The organism is Streptomyces sp. NBC_01275 (assembly GCF_026340655.1).
Lineage (GTDB): Bacteria > Actinomycetota > Actinomycetes > Streptomycetales > Streptomycetaceae > Streptomyces.
On sequence record NZ_JAPEOZ010000001.1, the window covers coordinates 2,370,645 to 2,384,940 of the forward strand.

The 14,296-nt window shown below is 71.5% G+C and carries 15 protein-coding genes and 1 riboswitch; of the genes, 9 read left to right on the top strand and 6 right to left on the bottom strand.

Annotated features, from left to right (window positions below; translation table 11 throughout):
- The first annotated feature begins 29 nt into the window (after positions 1-29).
- A riboswitch (TPP riboswitch) is annotated at positions 30-141 on the top strand.
- 93 nt (positions 142-234) lie between these two features.
- The 6 genes from thiO to OG562_RS10235 all read left to right on the top strand — a co-directional run bounded on the left by thiO (position 235) and on the right by OG562_RS10235 (position 5,991).
- Complete coding sequence (thiO, locus tag OG562_RS10210; RefSeq protein ID WP_266396028.1) at positions 235-1,368, top strand: glycine oxidase ThiO; 1,134 nt, start codon at positions 235-237, stop codon at positions 1,366-1,368.
- Positions 1,365-1,565, top strand: coding sequence for a sulfur carrier protein ThiS (thiS, locus tag OG562_RS10215; RefSeq protein ID WP_266396029.1), 201 nt, complete (start codon positions 1,365-1,367; stop codon positions 1,563-1,565). Before thiO ends, thiS begins: the two co-directional genes overlap by 4 nt.
- A gap of 5 nt (positions 1,566-1,570) precedes the next feature.
- Positions 1,571-2,365, top strand: coding sequence for a thiazole synthase (locus OG562_RS10220; RefSeq protein WP_266396030.1), 795 nt, complete (start codon positions 1,571-1,573; stop codon positions 2,363-2,365).
- Positions 2,366-2,519: 154 nt separating this feature from the next.
- On the top strand, positions 2,520-4,490 hold the full coding sequence (pknB, locus tag OG562_RS10225) for a Stk1 family PASTA domain-containing Ser/Thr kinase (RefSeq protein ID WP_266396031.1): 1,971 nt from the start codon (positions 2,520-2,522) through the stop codon (positions 4,488-4,490).
- Between the two features lie 65 nt (positions 4,491-4,555).
- Complete coding sequence (locus tag OG562_RS10230) at positions 4,556-5,434, top strand: deoxyribonuclease IV (RefSeq protein ID WP_266396033.1); 879 nt, start codon at positions 4,556-4,558, stop codon at positions 5,432-5,434.
- Positions 5,435-5,517: 83 nt separating this feature from the next.
- A complete protein-coding gene (locus OG562_RS10235; protein WP_266396034.1) occupies positions 5,518-5,991 on the top strand; it encodes a DUF4396 domain-containing protein in 474 nt (157 codons plus the stop codon).
- Between the two features lie 19 nt (positions 5,992-6,010).
- On the opposite strand, the gene OG562_RS10240 is transcribed toward OG562_RS10235, so the two are convergent.
- A complete protein-coding gene (locus OG562_RS10240) occupies positions 6,011-6,643 on the bottom strand; it encodes a sulfite oxidase-like oxidoreductase (RefSeq protein ID WP_266396036.1) in 633 nt (210 codons plus the stop codon).
- A gap of 175 nt (positions 6,644-6,818) precedes the next feature.
- On the opposite strand from OG562_RS10240, the gene bfr reads away from it, so the two are divergent.
- A complete protein-coding gene (gene bfr, locus OG562_RS10245) occupies positions 6,819-7,298 on the top strand; it encodes a bacterioferritin (RefSeq protein WP_266396038.1) in 480 nt (159 codons plus the stop codon).
- Position 7,299: 1 nt separating this feature from the next.
- Here the strand turns inward: bfr and OG562_RS10250 are convergent, their stop codons facing one another.
- Positions 7,300-7,524 carry a bacterioferritin-associated ferredoxin gene (locus OG562_RS10250; RefSeq protein ID WP_266396039.1) on the bottom strand — a complete coding sequence of 75 codons (225 nt, stop codon included), beginning with the start codon at positions 7,522-7,524 and terminating at the stop codon, positions 7,300-7,302.
- A 158-nt stretch (positions 7,525-7,682) separates the two neighbouring features.
- Positions 7,683-9,035 (bottom strand): class II 3-deoxy-7-phosphoheptulonate synthase, encoded by a 1,353-nt coding sequence (locus tag OG562_RS10255; protein WP_266396040.1) that lies wholly within the window; start codon positions 9,033-9,035, stop codon positions 7,683-7,685.
- A gap of 136 nt (positions 9,036-9,171) precedes the next feature.
- On the opposite strand from OG562_RS10255, the gene OG562_RS46225 reads away from it, so the two are divergent.
- A complete protein-coding gene (locus tag OG562_RS46225; RefSeq protein WP_353962850.1) occupies positions 9,172-9,240 on the top strand; it encodes a trp operon leader peptide in 69 nt (22 codons plus the stop codon).
- 100 nt (positions 9,241-9,340) lie between these two features.
- Positions 9,341-11,194 (top strand): anthranilate synthase family protein, encoded by a 1,854-nt coding sequence (locus tag OG562_RS10260; RefSeq protein ID WP_266396041.1) that lies wholly within the window; start codon positions 9,341-9,343, stop codon positions 11,192-11,194.
- Positions 11,195-11,209: 15 nt separating this feature from the next.
- Here OG562_RS10260 and OG562_RS10265 read toward each other — a convergent pair whose 3' ends face one another.
- The 3 genes from OG562_RS10265 to OG562_RS10275 all read right to left on the bottom strand — a co-directional run bounded on the left by OG562_RS10265 (position 11,210) and on the right by OG562_RS10275 (position 14,270).
- Positions 11,210-12,238 carry a 6-phosphofructokinase gene (locus OG562_RS10265; protein ID WP_266396042.1) on the bottom strand — a complete coding sequence of 343 codons (1,029 nt, stop codon included), beginning with the start codon at positions 12,236-12,238 and terminating at the stop codon, positions 11,210-11,212.
- A gap of 53 nt (positions 12,239-12,291) precedes the next feature.
- Positions 12,292-12,939: a response regulator transcription factor gene (locus OG562_RS10270; RefSeq protein ID WP_323187649.1), complete on the bottom strand. Its 648-nt coding sequence runs from the start codon at positions 12,937-12,939 to the stop codon at positions 12,292-12,294.
- A gap of 65 nt (positions 12,940-13,004) precedes the next feature.
- On the bottom strand, positions 13,005-14,270 hold the full coding sequence (locus OG562_RS10275) for a MacS family sensor histidine kinase (RefSeq protein ID WP_266396044.1): 1,266 nt from the start codon (positions 14,268-14,270) through the stop codon (positions 13,005-13,007).
- Positions 14,271-14,296: the final 26 nt, after the last annotated feature.

The following is a 14,296-nucleotide window of genomic DNA, read 5'->3' on the forward strand; positions in this document are numbered from 1 at the left end:
CACGGAGCGTGGCGCTAGGGTGGCCAAACTAGAGCACTCGCGGGAGTCCGGACGCACCGGGCTGAGAGGGAGGCTGGCGGCCTCCGACCGTAGGAACCTGATCCGGGTCATGCCGGCGAAGGGAGGGGCTGGACGCCCATGTCGCGTACACCTACCGCAGTTACCTCAGAGACCTCAGTTGCCGCAGTTGCCGCAGTCGCCTCGGACACCTCAGACACCTCAGACGTCCTGGTCGTGGGGGGCGGGATCATCGGGCTCGTCACGGCGTGGCGGGCCGCGCAGCGCGGGTTCGCCACGGCCGTGGTGGACCCGAAGCCGGGCGGCGGGGCCGCGCGGACGGCGGCCGGGATGCTGGCCGCCGTCACCGAACTGCACCACGGCGAGCAGACCCTGCTCGGCCTCAACCTGGCCTCGGCCCGCCGCTACCCGGACTTCGCGGCCGAGCTCACCGATCTGACCGGTCATGACCTCGGCTACCGCCGGTGCGGCACGCTCGCGGTCGCGCTGGACTCCGACGACCGCGCCCATCTGCGGGAACTGCACACCCTGCAACGGCAGTCGGGCCTGGAGTCGGAGTGGCTGTCCGGTCGGGAGTGCCGACGGCTCGAGCCGCTGCTCGCACCGGGGGTGCGGGGCGGGCTGCGCGTGGACGGCGATCACCAGATCGACCCGCGACGGCTGGCCGGCGCGCTGGTGGCCGCGTGCGAGCGGGCGGGCGTGGTCTTCCACCGTGCCTGGGCCGAGCGGCTGTCCCTGGCGGGCGAGCGGGCCACGGGGGTCGTGACCCGGGACGGCACGACGCTGGCGGCGGGGCAGGTGGTCCTCGCGGCCGGCAGTCTCAGCGGGCGGCTGGAGGGCGTCCCGCCGGACGTGCTGCCGCCGGTGCGCCCGGTGAAGGGGCAGGTGCTGCGGCTGACCGTGCCGCCGCGGTACGCGCCGTTCCTGAGCCGCACCGTCCGGGCGGTCGTGCGCGGCAGCCAGGTCTACCTGGTGCCGCGCGAGAACGGCGAGCTGGTCGTGGGCGCGACCAGCGAGGAACTGGGCTGGGACACGACGGTGACGGCGGGGGGCGTGTACGGCCTGCTGCGCGACGCCCACGAACTGGTCCCCGGGATCACCGAGCTGCCGCTCACGGAGACCCGCGCGGGGCTGCGCCCCGGGTCCCCGGACAACGCGCCGCTGCTCGGGCCGACCGGTCTCGACGGACTGCTGCTGGCCACCGGGCACTACCGCAACGGCGTGCTGCTCACGCCGGTCACGGGCGACGCCCTCGCGCACGCCCTGGCCACCGGTGAGCTCCCGGACGAGGCCCGCCCCTTCACCCCCCGGCGCTTCGCCGCCGCCGCACTCTCGGAGCAGCCCGCATGAACGTCTCCGTCAACGGCGAGCGACGGGAGATCGCTCCCGGCACGGCCCTCGACAGCGTCGTACGGTCCCTGACGCCCGCGCCCTCCGGAGTGGCCGCCGCGCTCAACGAGACCGTCGTCCCGCGCGCGCAGTGGTCCGCCACGGCCCTCTCGGAGGGCGACCGCGTGGAAGTCCTGACCGCTGTGCAGGGGGGTTGAGCGCCATGGCCGACGATCCCTTCCTCCTCGGCGGTACGTCCTTCGCGTCCCGTCTGATCATGGGTACGGGCGGTGCGCCCAGCCTGGAGGTGCTGGAGCGGGCACTGGTCGCGTCCGGGACCGAGCTGACGACGGTCGCGATGCGGCGGGTGGACCCTTCCGTGCACGGCTCGGTGCTGTCGGTGCTGGAGCGGCTGGGCATCCGGGTGCTGCCGAACACGGCGGGGTGCTTCACCGCCGGGGAGGCCGTGCTGACGGCCCGGCTGGCGCGGGAGGCGCTGGGGACGGACCTGGTGAAGCTGGAGGTCATCGCCGACGAGCGGACGCTGCTGCCGGATCCGATCGAGTTGCTGGAGGCGGCGGAGACGCTGGTGGACGACGGGTTCACGGTGCTGCCGTACACGAACGACGATCCGGTGCTGGCGCGGAAGCTTCAGGACGTGGGATGCGCGGCGATCATGCCGCTGGGCTCGCCGATCGGCTCCGGCCTGGGCATCCGCAACCCGCACAACTTCCAGCTGATCGTCGAGCACGCGCGCGTGCCGGTGATTCTGGACGCGGGGGCCGGTACGGCGTCGGACGTGGCGTTGGCGATGGAGCTGGGCTGTACGGGGGTGATGCTGGCGTCGGCGGTGACGCGGGCGCAGGATCCCGAGCGGATGGCGTCGGCCATGCGGGCCGGCGTCGAAGCGGGACGGCTGGCCCGCCTGGCGGGCCGGATCCCCCGCCGTTACTTCGCCGAGGCGTCGTCCCCCGCGGAGGGCCTGCCGACGCTGGACCCGGAGCGCCCCGCCTTCTGACCGCCCCCCTCCTCCTCCCCTCGCCCGTCCCCCCCTCGCCCGCCCTCCGCTGCGCCTCTCCTCCTTGGCTCTCGCGTCACAGGTCAGCTGCAGTCCTGCGGCGATATCGGCGGAGGCGGTGGGGGTGTCAGCGGGGGCTCGTAGACTCGCGGATGTGGACACGACCCTTCAGGACCCTCTCGTCGGGCAGGTGCTCGACGGCCGGTATCGCGTCGAGGCGCGGATCGCGGTCGGCGGGATGGCCACGGTCTACCGGGCCGTGGACACCCGCCTCGACCGGGTGCTCGCGCTCAAGGTGATGCATCCGACGCTCGCCGCGGACGCCACCTTCGTCGAGCGGTTCATCCGCGAGGCCAAGTCCGTCGCCCGGCTCGCGCACCCCAACGTGGTGCAGGTCTTCGACCAGGGCGCCGACAGGTCGTATGTGTATCTCGCCATGGAGTACATCGCCGGCTGCACGCTGCGCGACGTGCTGCGCGAGCGCGGGGCGCTGCAGCCGCGGGCCGCGCTGGACATCCTGGAGCCGGTCCTCGCCGCGCTCGGCGCCGCGCACCGGGCCGGGTTCGTGCACCGGGACATGAAGCCCGAGAACGTGTTGATAGGGGACGACGGGCGGGTCAAGGTCGCCGACTTCGGGCTCGTGCGGTCGGTGGACACCGTGACCAGCACCACCGGGGCCGTCCTCGGCACCGTCGCCTATCTCGCCCCCGAGCAGATCGAGCAGCCGGGCGCCGCCGACCCCCGGGTCGACGTGTACGCGTGCGGAGTCGTGCTCTACGAGATGCTCACCGGTGAGAAGCCGCACGACGGGGACTCCCCCGCGATCGTGCTCTACAAGCACCTCCACGAAGACGTCCCGCCGCCCTCGGCCGCCGTGCCCGGTCTGGCGTACGAGCTGGACGAGCTGGTCGCGTCGGCCACCGCCCGGACGCCCAGCGTCCGGCCGCACGACGCCGTCGCGCTGCTCGCCCAGGTGCGGGAGGCGCGCGGTGCGCTCGGCGCGGACCAGCTGGACGCGCTGCCCCCGCAGGCCGTCTCCGCGGAGCACGACAACGCGGAGGACCGCACGAGCGTGATCCCGCGCTCGCTGACCGTGCCGCGGCCGCTGCCCGTCAACGAGGACGACGACCCGCTCCTGAACGGCGGCCTCGACGCCCCCTACGACGGCGAAGGCGGCGTGCACCGGACCTCCCGCTTCCAGAGCCCGCCGCCGCTGCCGCCCCGGCGCCGCCTCGCGCGGCCCCGGCGCGGGGTGTTCGCGCTGGTCACCGTCGTCCTGCTGGTGCTCGGCATCGGCACGGGCGTCTGGTACATCAACTCCGGTCAGTTCACCAAGGTGCCGCCGGTGCTGACGAAGACCCAGAGCCAGGCCGAGAAGCGGCTGAAGGCGGCCGGGCTCGAGGTCGGCAAGGTCGAGCACGCCTACAGCGACACCATCAAGCGCGGCCGGATCATCGGCACGGACCCGGAGCCGGGCTCCCGCATCCGCAAGAACGACTCGGTGACGCTCACCGTCTCCGACGGTCCGGACACCGTGAAGGTGCCGGACGTGAAGGGCTCCCGGCTGGACAAGGCCGAGGAGCTGCTGAAGTCGGACGGTCTGGAGCCGGGCCTGGTCACCAAGGCGTTCAGCGAGGACGTCATCAACGGGTTCGTGATCAGCACCAACCCGGAGGCCGGGACGGAGCGGCGGTCGGGCTCGGCGGTCTCCATCGTCGTCAGCAAGGGCAGCCCGATCGACGTCCCGGACGTCACCGGGGAGGACCTGGACGACGCCAGGGCCGAGCTGGAGGAGGCCGGTCTGGAGGTGAAGGTCTCCGCCGAGGAGATCAACTCCGAGTTCGACAAGGGCCAGGTCGCGGCGCAGACCCCGGACGAGGGCAGTCAGGCCGCCGACGGCGACACGGTGACGCTGACGCTGTCCAAGGGCCCGGAGATGGTCGAGGTCCCGGACGTGGTCGGCGCGAGCGTGGACGACGCCAAGTCGCTCCTCGAACAGTCCGGTTTCAAGGTCGAGGAGGACCGCGGACTGCTGGGGCTGTTCGGCGACACCGTCAAGAGCCAGTCCGTGGACGGCGGCGAGTCCGCGCCCAAGGGTTCGACGATCAAGATCACCATCCGATGACCGGGAGCACCCCCGGGACCGCCCCCGTGGCCGGGGGACCCGCCGCCGCGTGACACCCTGAACGGGTGAACAATCAGCAGCCCGGTCCCTCGCGCAACCCCGTCGGCGGCCATGTCCCCGTGGCCGGCGGACTGCACTCCGTGGGACTGTCGTACGCCCAGGACCTGCGGGCCGAGACGGTCCAGGTCTTCGTCGCCAACCCGCGCGGCTGGGCCACGCCCGCCGGGAACCCGCGGCAGGACGAGGCCTTCCGGGAGGCGTGCTCGGCCGAGTCGATCCCGGCGTACGTGCACGCGCCGTATCTGATCAACTTCGGCTCGCACACCGAGGCGACGGTGGAGCGGTCGGTGGAGTCGCTGCGGCACTCGCTGCGCCGGGGGCGGGAGATCGGCGCGCTGGGCGTGGTCGTGCACACGGGGAGCGCGACGGGCGGGCGGGAGCGGTCCGTGGCGCTGCAGCAGGTGCGGGAGCGTCTGCTGCCGCTGTTGGACGAGCTGACCCATGACGACGACCCGTTCCTGCTGCTGGAGTCGACCGCCGGGCAGGGCTCCTCGCTCTGCTCACGGACCTGGGACTTCGGGCCGTACTTCGAGGCGCTGGACGCCCATCCGAAGCTGGGCGTCTGTCTGGACACCTGTCACATCTTCGCGGCCGGACACGATCTGACCGGGCCGAGCGGTATGCACCAGACCCTCGACCTGCTGGTGGACACGGTCGGCGAGGGCCGGCTGAAGCTGATCCACGCCAACGACTCCAAGGACGTCGTCGGCGCCCACAAGGACCGGCACGAGAACATCGGCGCGGGTCACATCGGCGAGGATCCGTTCCGCGCCCTGATGACCCACCCGGCGACCGCGAACGTACCCCTGATCATCGAGACGCCCGGCGGCAAGGAGGGGCACGCGGCGGACGTGGAGCGGCTGAAGAAGTTGCGGGACGGATAGCCTGGGCACTGCCCTGGAATACCCCTAGGGGGTATACGGTTCATGCGCGGTGCAGGAACCGTCGTCCGACATTGGGGGCACGTATGCAGCACGAGACGCACGCGCACCATCACCCGCCCGCCGCGACCTGGGCCATGGCCGTCCAGGCCACCCTGCACTGCCTCACCGGCTGCGCCATCGGCGAGGTGCTCGGCATGGTGATCGGCACCGCGCTCGGCTGGGGCAATCTGCCGACCACCGTCCTGGCGATCGCGCTGGCCTTCGTCTTCGGCTACTCGCTCACCCTGCGCGGAATCCTGAAGGCGGGCCTCGGCTTCCGGGCCGCCTTCCGGGTGGCGCTGGCCGCCGACACCCTGTCGATCGCCGTGATGGAGCTGATCGACAACGGGGTGATCGTGCTATGGCCGGACGCGATGGACGCACAGCTCGCCGACGTCCTGTTCTGGGCCTCGCTCGCGATCTCGCTCGTCATCGCCTTCGCCGTCACGACACCCGTCAACAAGTGGATGATCGGACGCGGCAAGGGCCACGCGGTGGTCCACCAGTACCACCACTGACCCGCGAGGGGACCGGAAGTCAGAGCTCGGGGCCGTCCCCAGGCTTCTCCTGGTAGGAGTACCGCTGCTCCCGCCAGGGATCGCCGACGTTGTGATAGCCGCGCTCCTCCCAGAAGCCGCGGCGGTCGGCGGTCATGTACTCGACGCCGCGGACCCACTTGGGGCCCTTCCAGGCGTAGAGGTGGGGGACGACCAGACGGAGCGGGAAGCCGTGCTCGGCGGTGAGGAGTTCGCCGTCCTTGTGGGTGGCGAAGATCGTGCGCTCGGAGGCGAAGTCCGACAGCCGCAGGTTGGAGCTGAAGCCGTACTCCGCCCACACCATCACATGGGTGACATCGGCGGCGGGCGGCGCGCTCTCCAGGATGGTCCGGGCCGGGATCCCGCCCCACTCGGAGCCGAGCATGCTGAACTTCGTCACGCAGTGCAGATCGGCCACGACGGTGGTGTACGGCAGGGCCGTGAACTCGTCGTGGTTCCAGCAGCGCTTGTCGCCGTCGGCGGTGGCCCCGAAGACCCTGAACTCCCAGCGCTCCGGCCGGAACTTGGGCACCGGGCCGTAGTGCGTGACCGGCCAGCCCCGCTGCAGTCGCTGACCCGGCGGAAGCTCGGACACCGCCGCTTCTCCAGACTCGCGCTCCACCGGCTGACCCATGCCTCCATCCTGACAGACCCCGGGCGGTGCACATGACCAGCCATATCCGGAATCGGGCATCTGCCACTAAGCATGGACTAACTTACTAAGTACGCACTTACTGGACGATCTTCGGCGCCGGTGAAATCATGCGGCGGCAACCTCCCCCATCCCCACCGTGGAAGGAGCCTCTGCGATGCAGGGCGACCCCGAGGTCATCGAGTTCCTCAATGAGCAGCTCACCGGTGAGCTCACCGCGATCAACCAGTACTTCCTCCACGCCAAGATGCAGGAGAACTTCGGCTGGACGAAGCTCGCGAAGTACACCCGGCACGAGTCGTTCGACGAGATGAAGCACGCCGAGGTGCTCACCGACCGGATCCTGTTCCTCGACGGGCTGCCGAACTACCAGCGGCTGTTCCATGTGCGCGTGGGCCAGACGGTCAAGGAGATGTTCGAGGCCGACCGCCAGGTCGAGGTCGAGGCCATCGACCGCCTCAAGCGCGGCATCAAGGTGATGCGGGAGAAGGGCGACATCACGTCGGCCAACATCTTCGAGTCGATCCTCGAGGACGAGGAGCACCACATCGACTACCTCGACACCCAGCTGGAGCTGGTGGAGAAGCTCGGCGAGCCGCTCTACCTCGCGCAGCTGATCGAGCAGCCGGAGAGCTGAGCTACGCCGCTTCCTCGAGTTCGGCGAGGACCGGCTCGCCCTGTTCGACCAGGTCCCGGCGCGGGTAGGCGCCGCGGCCGAGGATCGCCTGGATACGGCGGACGCACGAGCCGCAGTCCGTGCCCGCCTTGCAGGCGGAGGCTATCTGGCGGGGCGTGCACGCGCCGCCGTCCGCGTGCTGCTTGACCTGCGCCTCGGTCACACCGAAGCAGCTGCAGACGTACACGCGGATCCACCTCCCGCCGGGATTGCTTACTGTCGCCGTCCCGATGATCGGTGAGGCTAACCTAACCTTACCCGGCACTCGGTGACCGCAAAAGTGGAGTGGGGCGCGGATCGTATGTGATCCGCGCCCCACGGCACGCTCCTGTAACAGGTGAACCCCTACTGGTCCCGGTACATCTCCGCGACGAGGAACGCCAGGTCAAGGGACTGGCTGCGGTTCAGGCGGGGGTCGCAGGCCGTCTCGTAGCGCTGGTGGAGGTCGTCGACGAAGATCTCGTCGCCGCCGCCCACGCACTCGGTGACGTCGTCTCCGGTCAGCTCGACGTGGATGCCGCCCGGGTGGGTGCCGAGGCCCTTGTGGACCTCGAAGAAGCCCTTGACCTCGTCCAGCACGTCGTCGAACCGGCGGGTCTTGTGACCCGAGGCCGCCTCGAAGGTGTTGCCGTGCATCGGGTCCGTCACCCAGGCCACCGTCGCACCGGAGGCGGTGACCTTCTCGACCAGCTCGGGCAGCTTGTCGCGGACCTTGTCGGCGCCCATGCGGACGATGAAGGTCAGCCGGCCGGGCTCGCGGTCGGGGTCGAGGCGCTCGATGTACTGCAGCGCCTCTTCGGCCGTCGTCGTCGGGCCGAGCTTGATGCCGATCGGGTTGCGGATCTTCGAGGCGAACTCGATGTGCGCGTGGTCCAGCTGCCGGGTGCGCTCGCCGATCCACACCATGTGCGCGGAGACGTCGTACAGCTGACCCGTGCGGGAGTCGACGCGGGTGAGCGCGGACTCGTAGTCGAGCAGCAGCGCCTCGTGCGAGGAGTAGAACTCGACCGTCTTGAACTCCTCCGGGTCGGCCCCGCAGGCGTGCATGAAGTGCAGCGCGTTGTCGATCTCGCGGGCGAGCTGCTCGTAGCGCTGGCCGGACGGGGACGACCTCACGAAGTCCTGGTTCCAGGCGTGCACCTGACGCAGGTCGGCGTAGCCGCCGGTGGTGAAGGCGCGCACCAGGTTCAGCGTGGAGGCGGACGCGTTGTACATCCGCTTCAGGCGCTCGGGGTCCGGGATGCGGGACTTCTCGTCGAAGTCGAAGCCGTTGACGGAGTCGCCACGGTACGTCGGCAGGGTCACGCCGTCGCGGGTCTCGGTGCCCTTGGAGCGCGGCTTGGAGTACTGGCCGGCGATCCGGCCGACCTTCACCACGGGCACGGACGCGGCGTACGTCAGCACGGCGCCCATCTGGAGCAGCGTCTTGAGCTTCTGCCGGATGTGGTCGGCGGACACCGCGTCGAATGCCTCGGCGCAGTCGCCGCCCTGGAGGAGGAACGCCTCTCCCTTGGCGACGGCCGCCATCCGGGCGCGCAGCTGGTCGCACTCGCCCGCGAAGACGAGCGGCGGATACGACTCGAGCTCCGCGATCACTGCGCGCAGAGCCTCGGTGTCGGGGTACTCGGGCTGCTGCGCCGCGGGCAGGTCTCGCCAGGTGTTGCCAGCACTCGGGCTGGTCTTAGCGTTCACGGTCACGCCCTCAACATTACGGGGTCGTGTCGAGTCGTTTTCCCGCGGCTCGACAGGTGAGACGCCCAGGCGCTCAGATGCGCGGGGATACGCGTGGATGCGCATGGATGCGCATGGATGCGCATGAGGTATGGTGCCTCGCATGTTCGCGCTTTCGACCCAGAACCCGACCCAGAACTGGTGGTGGACCGCTCATCCGGCGGCCCACTGACTGCGCGTACGCAAGACTTCGCGAAGGCCGCCCGAGGGGCGGCCTTCCGTGTTTTCCAGCACCGGGCCGTTCCTCACCGCTCACCGACGGAAGAGGAATCATGGACCTGGCAGACCTCCTGCACGACGACCGCCCGTTCGCCCTGCTGCGCCGTCGCACCCCGGGCCGCGACCACGACACGGTCGAGGTGCTGCTCGGCCCGGTCGCCACGTACGACCGGCTCGCCGACCTCCCCGACGAGGGCCTCGCGCTCGTCCCCTTCCGCCAGATCCGCGAACGCGGCTTCGACGTCCGCGACGACGGGACGCCCCTGGCGGCGCTGACGCCCGAGGAGACGTACGAGATCCCGCTCGCCGAAGCGCTGGCCCAGCTCCCCGCGCACGACGTGCGCGTCGAGGGCGGCGGCTTCGACGTGACCGACGAGGAGTACGCCGAGATCGTCGGCCGGGTGCTGCGGGACGAGATCGGACGGGGCGAGGGCGCGAACTTCGTGATCCGGCGGACGTACGAGGGTGAGATCGCCGGATTCGGCCGGGCCGAGGCGCTCGCACTGTTCCGGCGGCTCCTGGTGGGCGAGCGGGGCGCGTACTGGACGTTCGTCGTGCACACCGGGGAGCGAACGCTGGTCGGGGCCAGTCCGGAGGTGCACGTCCGGATGGCCGGCGGCACGGTCGTCATGAACCCGATCAGCGGGACGTACCGCTATCCGGCCGAAGGGCCGACGCCGGAGCACCTGCTCGGCTTCCTCGCCGACGGCAAGGAGATCGAGGAGCTGTCGATGGTCGTCGACGAGGAGCTCAAGATGATGTGCACCGTCGGCGACATGGGCGGGGTGGTCGTCGGGCCCCGGCTCAAGGAGATGGCGCATCTCGCGCACACCGAGTACGAGCTGCGCGGGAAGTCCTCGCTGGATGTGCGGGAGGTCCTGAAGGAGACCATGTTCGCGGCGACGGTGACCGGGGCGCCGGTGCAGAACGCGTGCCGGGTCATCGAACGGCACGAGGTCGGCGGCCGCGGCTACTACGCCGGCGCCCTCGCGCTGCTCGGGCGGGACTCCGGCGGGGCGCAGACCCTGGACTCCCCCATTCTCATCCGCACCGCCGACATCGACGCGGCCGGGCGGCTGCGGGTGCCGGTCGGGGCCACGCTGGTGCGTGGGTCGGATCCGGCGGGCGAGGTCGCGGAGACGCACGCGAAGGCGGCCGGCGTGCTGGCGGCGCTGGGGGTGCGGGAGCAGCGGCCGCACGGGGAGGCCGTACGGCCGCGGCTGGCCGACGATCCCCGGGTGCGGGCCGCGCTGGACGGACGGCGGGCCTCGCTGGCGCCGTTCTGGCTGCGGATGCAGGAGCGGACGCAGGAGCTCTCCGGGCACGCGCTCGTCGTGGACGGCGAGGACACCTTCACGGCGATGCTCGCGCACGTGCTGCGGTCCGGCGGCCTCGACGTCACCGTCCTGCGGTACGACGTGCCCGGGCTGCGGGAGGCCGTGCTCGCGCACGAGGGACCCCTCGTGCTGGGCCCCGGGCCCGGTGACCCGTCGGATCTCACCGACCCGAAGATGCGGTTCCTTCGGGAGCTGACCGCCCGGGTGCTGCGGGAGCACCGGCACGGACTCCTCGGCGTCTGCCTCGGACACGAGCTGATCGCGGCCGAGCTGGGGCTGGACATCGTACGCAAGGAGGTGCCGTTCCAGGGGGCGCAGACGACCGTGGACCTGTTCGGGCGGGAGGAGACCGTCGGGTTCTACAACAGTTTCGTGGCGCACTGCGACGAGGAGGCCGCGGCGGAACTGGCCGCGCACGGGGTCGAGGTGAGCCGGGCCGCGAACGGGGAGGTGCATGCGCTGCGGGGGCGTGGGTTCGCAGGCGTGCAGTTCCATCCGGAGTCGGTGCTGACGCTGAACGGGGCGGTGATCGTGCGGGAGTTGATGGGGGCGCTGCGGCCGGTCGGCTAGCCGAAGAACACCCCGCTAGCCGAAGAACACCCCGACCTCCGCGTACAGCTTCGGGTCGACCGTCTTCAGTCTGGCCGTGGCCTCGGCGATCGGGACGCGGACGATGTCGGTGCCGCGCAGGGCGACCATCACGCCGAAGTCGCCCTCGTGGACGGCGTCGATGGCGTGCAGGCCGAAGCGGGTGGCGAGCCAGCGGTCGAAGGCGCTCGGGGTGCCGCCGCGCTGGACATGGCCGAGGACGGTCGTGCGGGCCTCCTTCCCGGTCCTGCGCTCGATCTCCTTGGCCAGCCACTCGCCGACGCCGGACAGCCGGACGTGCCCGAAGGAGTCCAGCGTCCCGTCCTTGAGCACCATGTCCCCGTCCCTGGGCATCGCGCCCTCGGCGACGACCACGATCGGGGCGTACGACGACCGGAAGCGGGAGGTCACCCAGGCGCAGACCTGCTCGACGTCGAAGCGCTGCTCGGGGATGAGGATGACGTTGGCGCCGCCGGCCAGACCCGAGTGCAGGGCGATCCAGCCGGCGTGCCGGCCCATCACCTCGCAGACCAGGACCCGCATATGGGACTCGGCGGTGGTGTGCAGTCGGTCGATGGCCTCGGTGGCGATGCCGACGGCGGTGTCGAAGCCGAAGGTGTAGTCGGTGGCCGACAGGTCGTTGTCTATCGTCTTCGGCACGCCGACGCAGGGCACCGCGTACTCGTCGCAGAGCCGGGCGGCGACCCCGAGCGTGTCCTCGCCGCCGATGGCGATGAGCGCCCCGATGTCCTGGCGGGCGAGGGTGTCCTTGATACGGCGGATGCCGTCCTCGACCTTCAGGGGGTTGGTCCGCGAGGAGCCGAGGATCGTGCCGCCGCGGGGCAGGATGCCGCGTACGGCGGGGATGTCGAGGCGGATCGACCTGTCTTCGAGCGGTCCCCGCCAGCCGTCCCGGAAGCCGACGAAGTCATGGCCGTACTCCTGGACGCCCTTGCGGACGACGGCCCGGATCACGGCGTTGAGGCCGGGGCAGTCGCCGCCCCCGGTCAGTACTCCGACGCGCATGGACGTGTCCCTTCGCCGCGGTTGACTGACGCAGGGTCAGTGTCGCGCGCCGCTCACTCGTCGTCGAGGCCTCGCTCGATCGCGTACCGCACCAGTTCCACCCTGTTGTGCAGCTGGAGCTTGCCGAGGGTGTTCTGGACGTGGTTCTGGACCGTGCGGTGGGAGATGACGAGGCGTTCGGCGATCTGCTTGTAGCTCAGGCCCTTGGCGACCAGGCGCAGCACCTCGGTCTCCCGGTCGGTCAGCCGGGGCGCGTTCGGCTCGTCGGCGCCGGCGGCGGGGCCGGGGTCGGAGGCCAGGCGGCGGTACTCGCCGAGGACCAGTCCGGCCAGGCCCGGGGTGAACACCGGATCGCCGACCGCCGTACGGCGCACCGCGTCCAGCAGTTCCTCCGTGGACGCCGACTTCAGCAGATAGCCGGTCGCGCCGGACTTCACCGCCTCCAGCACGTCCGCGTGCTCGCCGCTCGCGGACAGGACCAGGACGCGCAGCGCGGGGTCGGCGGCGACGACCTCCTTGCAGACCTGGACGCCGGGCTTCGCGGGCAGGTTCAGGTCCAGCACCAGCACATCGGGCGTGGTCGCCTTCGCGCGGCGCACGGCCTGCTCGCCGTCGCCCGCCGTGGCGACCACGTCGAAGCCGGACTCGGCGAGGTCCCGGGCGACCGCGTCCCGCCACATGGGGTGGTCGTCGACCACCATGACCCTGATCGCGCCCCCCTGTCCCGCGCTCGTCCCGCCTCTCGTCTCTTCGCTCGCCTCGTCGCTCATCGCCGGCCTGCCTTCCCCCGTGCGTCCTTCGTGTCCTGTGTGCTCTTCGGCACCGTCAGTTCGACCTCCGTGCCCTGTCCCGGCGTCGAGATCAGCTCGGCGCTGCCTCCGAGGTCGCGCAACCGGCCTCGGATCGACTGGGCGACGCCGAGCCGCCCCTCGCCCTCGGCCTGGGCCAGCCGCCCCTCCGGGATGCCGGGCCCGTCGTCCCGCACGGTGACGACGACCGCGTCGGGCTCGTCCTCGACCAGCAGCCAGGCCCGGGCGTCCTCACCCGCGTGCCTGCGTACGTTGTCCAGGGCGGCGCCGACCGCGGCGGCCAGCTCTCTCGCGGCGGCCGGGGGCAGCAGCACCGGGGCGCCGGGCTCGGCGAGGCTGACCCGGGCGGCGGCGTACGGGGCGAGCAGGGCGCGCAGGTCGACGGGGGTGCGCTCGTCGACGTGCCCGGCCCCGGCCCCGTCCTCGTCGTCCTCGTCTTCCACCACCCGTACGACCGCGCCCTCGGACTCGTCCTCCGACACCCGGGAGACGGGGAGGAGGCCGCCGGCGACCAGGGTGCGCAGCGCGACCTCCTGCTCGCCGGCCATCCGGCCCAGCTCGGCCGCCTCTCCGCCCAGGACCGCGCCGCGCCGCTGCACCATGGCCAGCACCTGGAGCACGCCGTCGTGGATGTCCCGGGCGAGCCGCTCCCGTTCCCGGGTCGCGGCCTCGATCTCCAGGGCGCGGGCCAGGGTGCGTTCGGAGGCACGGGCGACCTCGACGACGTAGCCGATGGCGATGGAGGCGACCCAGACGAGGATGACGTTGTGGACGGTGTCGCGGGCCGGGGCGCCGCGCTCGGCGAGGTTGGCGACGGCGACGGCGGTGGAGGCGAAGGCCGCCCAGCGCCAGCCGCCCTTGATGGCGAACGCCAGGACGGAGCCGGCGGTCCATATCGACGGCAGGGTCGGGCCGCCGTCGAGGATGCGCTGGTGGTCGTCGGCGAGCGGGGTGAGGAGGATGCCGCCGAGCGCGATCGTGAGGTCGACGGCGAGGAACCGTTTCGTGCAGGCGGCCGCGTTCTGCACACGGGGCAGGGTGGCGAGCGTCCAGCCGCACAGGACGACGAAGTAGGCGATGGCGACGCCGGGGCGGGCGAACCCGTCGTAGGCGGTGGCGAACAGGCCGACCGCGTAGAGCATCGTCAGCACCCGGTAGGCGGTGAGCGCACGCCACAGCGGCAGCTCGACCGACATCCTCATGACTTTCACGCGCTTGGCCATCTGTCCCCCGCCCCCGTGCCCGCCCC

Excerpts from the sequence above, each read along its gene's own strand:
- thiS (WP_266396029.1), top strand. The coding sequence starts at position 1,365 with ATGAACGTCTCCGTCAACGGCGAGCGACGGGAGATCGCTCCCGGCACG.
- OG562_RS10265 (WP_266396042.1), bottom strand. The coding sequence starts at position 12,238 with ATGCGCGTCGGAGTACTGACCGGGGGCGGCGACTGCCCCGGCCTCAAC.
- OG562_RS10240 (WP_266396036.1), bottom strand. The coding sequence starts at position 6,643 with ATGGGTCAGCCGGTGGAGCGCGAGTCTGGAGAAGCGGCGGTGTCCGAG.
- OG562_RS10270 (WP_323187649.1), bottom strand. The coding sequence starts at position 12,939 with ATGGTGGTCGACGACCACCCCATGTGGCGGGACGCGGTCGCCCGGGAC.
- OG562_RS10260 (WP_266396041.1), top strand. The coding sequence starts at position 9,341 with ATGGACCTGGCAGACCTCCTGCACGACGACCGCCCGTTCGCCCTGCTG.
- OG562_RS10275 (WP_266396044.1), bottom strand. The coding sequence starts at position 14,270 with ATGGCCAAGCGCGTGAAAGTCATGAGGATGTCGGTCGAGCTGCCGCTG.
- OG562_RS10235 (WP_266396034.1), top strand. The coding sequence starts at position 5,518 with ATGCAGCACGAGACGCACGCGCACCATCACCCGCCCGCCGCGACCTGG.
- bfr (WP_266396038.1), top strand. The coding sequence starts at position 6,819 with ATGCAGGGCGACCCCGAGGTCATCGAGTTCCTCAATGAGCAGCTCACC.
- OG562_RS10220 (WP_266396030.1), top strand. The coding sequence starts at position 1,571 with ATGGCCGACGATCCCTTCCTCCTCGGCGGTACGTCCTTCGCGTCCCGT.